The sequence below is a fragment of the Blastomonas sp. CCH9-A1 genome (assembly GCF_001557175.1).
Lineage (GTDB): Bacteria > Pseudomonadota > Alphaproteobacteria > Sphingomonadales > Sphingomonadaceae > Blastomonas > Blastomonas delafieldii_A.
The window spans coordinates 1-262 of record NZ_LSHM01000033.1 but is presented as its reverse complement, the minus strand read 5'-3'; the positions used below and the strand labels follow the sequence as shown (position 1 = coordinate 262).

The 262-nt window shown below is 62.2% G+C and carries 1 pseudogene; it reads right to left on the bottom strand.

The window, feature by feature from the left end:
- A pseudogene (locus AX725_RS21285) lies at positions 1 to 262 on the bottom strand (ATP-binding protein); the annotation flags it as partial.

Sequence of the window (262 nt, the reverse complement as noted above, 5' to 3'; positions counted from 1 at the left end):
GCCCCGATATCGAGCCGGGCATGGTATGTTTTGCCGCCAAGGCTCTCCGAGACGCTGGCAAGCTTGCGGGTGAGCACCATCCCATAGAAATTCGTGGTGGGGTCCTGGTGGTATTCGCGCCCTTCGAACACGCCGATCTGGCTGCCGTTCCACTCGGCGATGTAGATCGCCTTGGCGAGAAAGTCCTCGCGCGGCACTTGCGCGCCATTGAAGAACACCGGCAGCGGGTAGAACTTCGCGACCTCGCGCAGAATCCGCTCGG